The 6,090-nt window shown below is 69.6% G+C and carries 4 protein-coding genes; all 4 read left to right on the top strand.

The annotated features are described in order from the left end of the window. Positions 1-180 precede the first annotated feature (180 nt). The 4 genes from G6O54_RS31100 (at position 181) to G6O54_RS31085 (ending at position 5,968) form a co-directional block, all read left to right on the top strand. A complete protein-coding gene (locus G6O54_RS31100; RefSeq protein WP_165232668.1) occupies positions 181-765 on the top strand; it encodes an RICIN domain-containing protein in 585 nt (194 codons plus the stop codon). Positions 766-914: 149 nt separating this feature from the next. Beyond that, positions 915-1,280, top strand: a complete 366-nt coding sequence (locus tag G6O54_RS31095) for a hypothetical protein (RefSeq protein WP_165232665.1) — start codon at positions 915-917, stop codon at positions 1,278-1,280. Between the two features lie 141 nt (positions 1,281-1,421). Next, entirely contained in the window at positions 1,422-4,547 is a 3,126-nt protein-coding gene (locus G6O54_RS31090) for an efflux RND transporter permease subunit (RefSeq protein ID WP_165232662.1), read from the top strand. A 116-nt stretch (positions 4,548-4,663) separates the two neighbouring features. After that, a complete protein-coding gene (locus tag G6O54_RS31085; RefSeq protein WP_165232659.1) occupies positions 4,664-5,968 on the top strand; it encodes an RNA polymerase sigma factor in 1,305 nt (434 codons plus the stop codon). The last annotated feature ends 122 nt before the right edge of the window (positions 5,969-6,090 follow it).

Below are 6,090 nucleotides of genomic sequence, written 5' to 3'. Positions count from 1 at the left end.
CTATGATGAGGTCCCGATCGCCCCCGCGGCCCTCGCCGCCCTCCGCACCGGCCGGAACGTCCTCGCCGTCCACTGCCATCAGAACGGCGGGGGGCAGTATATTGATGTGGGGATCGTGCAGCTCACGCCGCCGACGTCGGCGGCGGCGCAATCGCGATCGTTACGGTGAGGGAGATTCAGGTGAAGAAGCTCGGATGGATATCGGCCGCGGGACTCTCGGCGAGCTCGCTCGCCGTCCTCGTCTGCCTGACGTCCGCGGCGGCCGGGACGCGCGGCGATGACGGGGCCAGGCCGGAGGACGGGAAGGCCGGCCTGGCGAAGGGCTCGTACCAGATCCGCAACGTCAAGTTCGCGGACTCGGACATGGTCCTCCGCCCCCGCGGCGCGAGCAATCGGGAGAAGACGCCGATCGTGCTCTACCCGAGGACCGACTGGAAGTGCCTGACCTGGAAGGTCGAGCCGGCCGACGAGGGCGCACGGCTGATCAACCACTTCACGAGCAAGACCTTCGAGCCGGCCGACTCCGCCAGGGACTCCGGGTCCCAGGTCCTCCAGGTGACCCCATCCTCCGAGCCCACCGCCGAGCAGCGGTGGAAGTTCATCCCGCTGGGCGGCGACCTGTACCGGATCGAACATGCGGCGACCGGCAAGGCCCTCACCGCGGATAAGGACGGCGACGAGATCCAGATCCGGACCGCGCCCTGGGATGGCCGCGATGAGCAGAAGTGGCAGGTCCTCGCCGGCCCGACGCACTTCAGCGGCTGAACACGCGAGGCCTCCCGCAGCGGGGCGTCCACGCGACCGTGAGGATCCGTGTGGACGCCCCGGTGATCGTTTTCTACAATCCGCAAAGGTTCGTCGCCGTCCCGTCTCCCCCCCCGCTCGGGTGGTATGTGGAGCCGTTCCGACCGCCCATGCCGAAGGTGTTTCTATTCCTGACCCTGGCCCTCCTCTACTCCGCCACGCCCGCCTGGTCGTCGGTCGGATCGCGGTGCGCCGGCGAGCATTCCGGGCCGTCCACCCGGACGACCGAGGAAGCCTCATCCGGCATGTCGTCGGCGCTGGACGACGAGATCGAGATCCCGGACGAGCCGGAGGACGATTGCCCGGATGACCCGGGTGACGCGCACGACCCGGGATACCGCCCGCTCGAGCGGATCGTCCTCCCGGCCGTGACCACGCATGTCCCGGCTTCCGTTCGATGGATCATCGGCCCGATCCTCCTGGTCGAATGGGCCGACAGCCCGCGCTTCCTGAGCCTCTGTCGTCTCCTCTTCTGATCCCACCTCGCCCGCCCCCCTTCGCAGACTCTCGCGATCGGCATTCGTCGGCGGCCTGCCGCGCCTCGGCGGGGCCGCCGCGGTCACGCCACGCCCGGCCTTCCAACCGCCCGATCTCCCCCCATCTCAGGGGCAAGCGACATGTTCGATCGCCTGATTGATGCCTCCCTGCGCAGCCGCTCGGTGGTGATCCTGCTGGTGCTGGCACTGGCCTGCACCGGCGCCTACGCCCTCTTTCGGCTGCCCATCGATGCGGTGCCGGACATCACGAACGTCCAGGTCATGGCGCTGACCAACGCGCCGGCGCTGGGCCCGGAGGAGGTGGAGCGATTCATCACCGTCCCGGTCGAGAACGCGATGAACGGCATCCCCCGCGTGCAGGAGGTCCGCTCGTTCTCGCAGTTCGGCATCTCCGGCGTCACCGTGGTCTTCGAGGAGGGGATCGACATCTACTGGGCCCGCCAGCAGGTGAGCGAGCGTCTGGTCCAGGTCCGCTCGCAGATCCCCGCGGAATACGGCCAGCCGGAGATGGGGCCGATCGCCACCGGCCTGGGCGAAGTCTTCCAGTTCGAGGTCCGCAACGCCGACGATGCCGAGGTGAAGCGATCCTTGATGGAGCTGCGGACGATCCTCGACTGGGACGTCGCCCGGCCGCTGAAGAGCATCCCCGGCGTGGTGGAGGTCAACGCCTTCGGCGGCGAGCTGAAGACCTACGAGGTGCGCCTCGATCCCCAGAAGCTGATCAGCCGGGGGATCTCCGTGGCCCGGGTCTTCGAGGCGATCCGGCGGAACAACGGGAGCTCCGGCGGCGGCTACCTGGAGCAGAACGGGCAGCAGCGGGTCATCCGCACCGTCGGCCTGGTCAAGGACCTGAAGGAACTCGGGGACGTGCTCCTGGAGACCACGCCGACCGGCACGCCGATCCACGTCCGGGACGTGGCGGAGGTGCGGTTCGCCCCCATGATCCGCGCCGGCGCCGTGACCCGCGATGGCCGGGGTGAGGCCGCCACCGCGACGGTCCTGATGCTCATGGGCGAGAACTCTCGCGTCGTCGTCGACCGGATCAAGGAGAAGCTGGCCGAGATCCAGGAGGGCCTGCCCGAGGGGGTCGTCATCGACCCTTTCTACGACCGCGCCGCGCTGATCGAGCGGACCATTGCCACGGTGTCGCGGAACCTCGCCGAGGGGGGCGTCCTCGTCGTCGCCGTGCTGCTCGTGCTCCTGGGGAACCTCCGGGCCGGGCTGATCGTGGCCCTGGCGATCCCGCTGTCCATGCTCTTCGCGGGCGAGCTGATGCTCTACTTCGGCGTGGCGGGGAGCCTGATGAGCCTCGGTGCGATCGACTTCGGCCTGATCGTCGACAGCGGCGTGATCGTCATGGAGAACATCGTCCATCGGCTCTCCCATGCCCGCCCGGGAGAGCGGGCGGTGGAGGTCGTCCGCGCGGCGACCAGGGAGGTCCGCAAGCCCGTCGTCTTCGGGGTCGGGATCATCACGCTGGTGCATCTGCCGATCCTGGCGCTCGAGGGGGTGGAGGGGAAGATGTTCCGGCCCATGGCCCTGACGGTGATCTTCGCGCTGAGCGGGTCGCTGCTGCTGTCCTTGACGGCGACGCCGGTCCTCGCGTCGTTCTTCCTCCGTCCCGGGACTTCGGAGCGCGAGACCCTCCCCATCCGCCTGGCGAAGCGGGCCTACCTGGGCCCGCTGGGCTGGGTGATCCGACACCCGGTGCCCGTCGCGCTGATGGCGATCGTCGCTCTGGCGGCGACCGTGCCGATCGCCCTGCGGCTGGGGGGCGAGTTCATCCCCAAGCTCGACGAGGGGGACCTGGTCGTCGTCCTGGTCCGTCCCCCCGACTCGGCCCTCGCCGAGGGGATCGAGGACACCACGCTCTTCGAGCGGGCGCTGCGATCGGCCTTCCCCGACGAGATCCGATCGGTGGTCAGCCGGACCGGCCGGCCGGAGATCGGCATCGACCCGGCGGGCGTGAACCTGACCGACGTGTTCGTCCTGCTCCATCCCCCCGCCCAATGGACGAAGGTCCACGACCGGGACGCGTTGATCCGGGCCATCGAGGAGCTGGGCGGTCGCGTCCTGCCGGGGACGTTCCTCTCCTTCACCCAGCCGATCGAGCTCCGATTCAACGACCTGCTGGCCGGTGTGCGGGCCGACGTGGGGCTGAGCCTCTTCGGCGACGACCTGGACGTCCTCCAGGAGAAGTCCAACGCCCTGGCCGAGGTCCTCCGGTCGGTCCCCGGCGCCAGCGAGGTCAAGGCCCAGACGCTGGGCGGCCTGCCGTTCCTCGAGATCGACATCGACCGCGAGCGGATCGACCGCCGTGGGATCGACGGCGCGGAGGTGCTCGACATCGGCGCCGCCCTCGGCGGCAAGGTCGTCGGCCAGGTGGTCGAGGGCGAGCGCCGATTCGACCTCCAGGTGCGGATTGCGCCGGAGTACCGCCAGGACGTGGAGGCGATCCGCAGCCTGCTCCTGACCACGTCGGGAGGCCCGCAGGTGGACCTCGAGTCGGTGGCCGATATCAGGCTCGTGGACGGCGTCTACGAGGTCTGGCGGAAGGACCGGCGGCGGCGGTCCATGGTCCAGTGCAACGTCCGCGACCGTGACCTCGCCTCGTTCGTCTCCGAGGCGCAGAAGCGGGTCGCGGCCGAAGTGACCCTGCCCCGCGGATACCGCCTCGAATGGGGCGGGACGTTCGAGAACCTCCAGTCGGCCACCAGGCGATTGACGATCGTCGTGCCGATCGCCCTCTCCCTGATCATGCTGCTGCTCTACGCCACCTTCGGATCGATCAGCCTGGCGCTGCTGATCTTCCTGTCCGTGCCCCTCGGCGCCATCGGCGGGGTGCTGGCGCTCTGGCTCCGCGGGCTGAACTTCAGCATCTCGGCGGGGGTTGGCTTCATCGCCCTCTCCGGCGTGGCGGTCCTCGACGGCCTCGTGCTGGTCTCGGCCATCCGACAGCTCGTCGAGCAGGGCGAGCCGGTCCTGAAGGCCGTGAGAGAAGCGTCCATGGCCCGCCTGCGACCGATCCTGATGACCGGCCTGGTGGCCAGCCTGGGCTTCGTCCCGATGGCCATCTCCCACGGCTCCGGCGCGGAGGTCCAGCGCCCGCTGGCGACCGTGGTGATCGGCGGCCTGATCACGAGCACCCTGCTGAAGCTCGTCGTCCTCCCGGCCCTCTACGCCTGGTTCGACCCGGGCATTCCATCGCGGACCATCGACGGCCCCTCGCCGCAAGCGGAGGCATGACCGCTCCCGGCCGATCCGGGGGCATGGTCGGCGACGAATCCTCTCGCAGTCCCCGCCGGGTCGCGTGTATCCTCCCGTCAGATGCCGGAGCCGACTTCCTCTCGGAGAGTCCCGCGATGTATCCGTCGACGACCGAGGAGAACTTCCGGTCCTGGGACAGGTTCCTCGACGCCTACTCCCGGCCGATCCGGTCCGCTCTCCGCCTCCTGCCGTTCGTGGGGGAGGCCCGCGCCGACGAGGTCGCCCACGGGTTCTTCCTGAAGATGTACGATCGGGACCTGCTGGCCAACCGGCCGGCGATCACGGGACGGTTCCGGGACTGGCTCTACGTCGCGGCGAGGCGGCATGCCGTCGACGAATGGCGGAAGACCCAGCGGCGCCCGGAACGCCCCGCCCCTTTTCCGATCGAGGAGCACGTCGATCCCCGGGCCGGCGATCCCGAGGCCGCGACGTTCGACGTCGACGAGCTCTATGCCCTCGGCGTGCTCCACCTCGCGACCGAACGCGTCCGCTCCCAGTTGATCGACGCCGGCAAGGCGGAGCACTGGACCGTCTTCGAGGAACTGGTGCTGGCCCCCCTCTTCCCCGGTCGCGTGCCGAAGACCCGCGAGGAGCTGCTGGCGATGTTCCCCGGCCAGCCCCCGGTCATCCTGGATAACCGCGTCACGACGGTGAAGCGGATCTTCCGGCGGATCCTGCCGGCCCTCATCCCCGGCGATCCCGCCGCCGGCACGACCCGGGAGGAACGGCTTCAAGAGCTGATCGAGATCGCGGCACGGTCGGCTCGCGGTCGACTCTGGCTGGCCTTCCTGCGGGCTCCCAGGCCCGAGCCCGAGGACGTCTCGGGATCCTCGCTGCACCTCCCGGACGGCTTCGCCCCGGGCTCCGGCCGCGAGGAGGTGGACCCGGAGATCCTCGACGATGAGCTGCGGATCCTCCTGGGCCTCTGGCTGAACCTGCCCCTGCAAGAGTATCTGGACGACCTGGAATCCGTCGGACCCGCCCTGGCGGCCGTCCTCCGCGAGACCAGGCCGTCGGCGACGCCCGGCGGACGGATCCCCGTCCCGCTCACCCTCAGGGCCCTCGTCGCCGGGAAGGACTCTCGGGTTTCCGGGCTCCCTCTCGAAGAACTGGTCGCGCTCCTGAAACGGGTCAAGGTGTTCGCCAAGCAGGTGCACCGCGCCGCGGGCCGCGAGTCCAGGTCGGATGCCAGGCCCATGACCTCGATGCCCGTCGACGTCGCCCACGTCCTCTACGCCCTGGCCGCCGCGCTGGCGTTCACGCGGTGCGAGACCCGGATCCTTGGCGTCGACGACGACCGGTTCCGCAGGATTCTGAAGCGAGCCCTCGCTCAACACTGGCTCGACCCGGAGGTTCGACCGGTCTTGACGGCCGCCGTCGACCACCTGTCCTCCCCCTAACCGCGGGGCCCGCCTCCGGGAACGCGAGGACCCCGGAAAATCGAACGAAGTTGTCCGAATTCGCGCAAGTCGACCGGCTCCGGTGCGACTTATGGGCGACGCGTTCGCAACAACCGTGTCCA

Origin of the sequence: Aquisphaera insulae (assembly GCF_011064615.1) — a bacterium.
Classification (GTDB): Bacteria; Planctomycetota; Planctomycetia; order Isosphaerales; family Isosphaeraceae; genus Aquisphaera; species Aquisphaera insulae.
This window is presented reverse-complemented; position numbering and strand designations above follow the sequence as displayed.

What these genes read in the sequence shown, in the direction of transcription:
- G6O54_RS31095 (WP_165232665.1), top strand. Translation starts at nt 915, where the DNA reads ATGCCGAAGGTGTTTCTATTCCTGACCCTGGCCCTCCTCTACTCCGCC.
- G6O54_RS31090 (WP_165232662.1), top strand. Translation starts at nt 1,422, where the DNA reads ATGTTCGATCGCCTGATTGATGCCTCCCTGCGCAGCCGCTCGGTGGTG.
- G6O54_RS31085 (WP_165232659.1), top strand. Translation starts at nt 4,664, where the DNA reads ATGTATCCGTCGACGACCGAGGAGAACTTCCGGTCCTGGGACAGGTTC.